Annotated in this window: 1 protein-coding gene; it reads right to left on the minus strand. The window is 61.5% G+C overall.

Annotated elements, in window-relative coordinates:
* On the minus strand, positions 1-457 hold a 457-nt coding region (locus Q7A36_RS40905), incomplete at both ends, for an IS110 family transposase (protein ID WP_305109495.1).

Raw genomic sequence — 457 nt, forward strand, 5'->3', positions numbered from 1 at the left:
CAGCAATCCTTTGATGCGGTTCACATGCGCAATCCGCTCGCATACCAACGTCTTGCGCTCGCGGCAGAGTCGCCGACGATCCTCTTCGTCAGGGGTCGGTGGCCGAACCATGGCGCAGACCCTCGGCTCACCACGCTTGTAGGCCAGCAGCGTGCGCAGCAGGGCCTCACCATCGATCCGGTCCGTCTTTGCGTTGCGCCGCCGGCGGGAGGTCAGGACAGAAGCGGGGTCGACGACATGGCTCTCGAGACCCTCCTGTTCCAGCGCGCGGTGGATCCAGAAGCCATCCAGGCCGGCCTCATGAATGACGATGATCGGGAAAGCTTTTCCAGTTCGGGTCCGCGCCTTTGCTTGTAGCGTTGTGAAATGGCTCAAGAGGCCCGTCAGGTCATCGCACTTGACTGAATGCTTGGACATCTTCTCGCCACTGCCAGGCGACAGCGAGGTGATCATCCAT

The sequence above is a fragment of the Paracraurococcus lichenis genome, assembly GCF_030657435.1.
Taxonomy (GTDB): domain Bacteria; phylum Pseudomonadota; class Alphaproteobacteria; order Acetobacterales; family Acetobacteraceae; genus Paracraurococcus; species Paracraurococcus lichenis.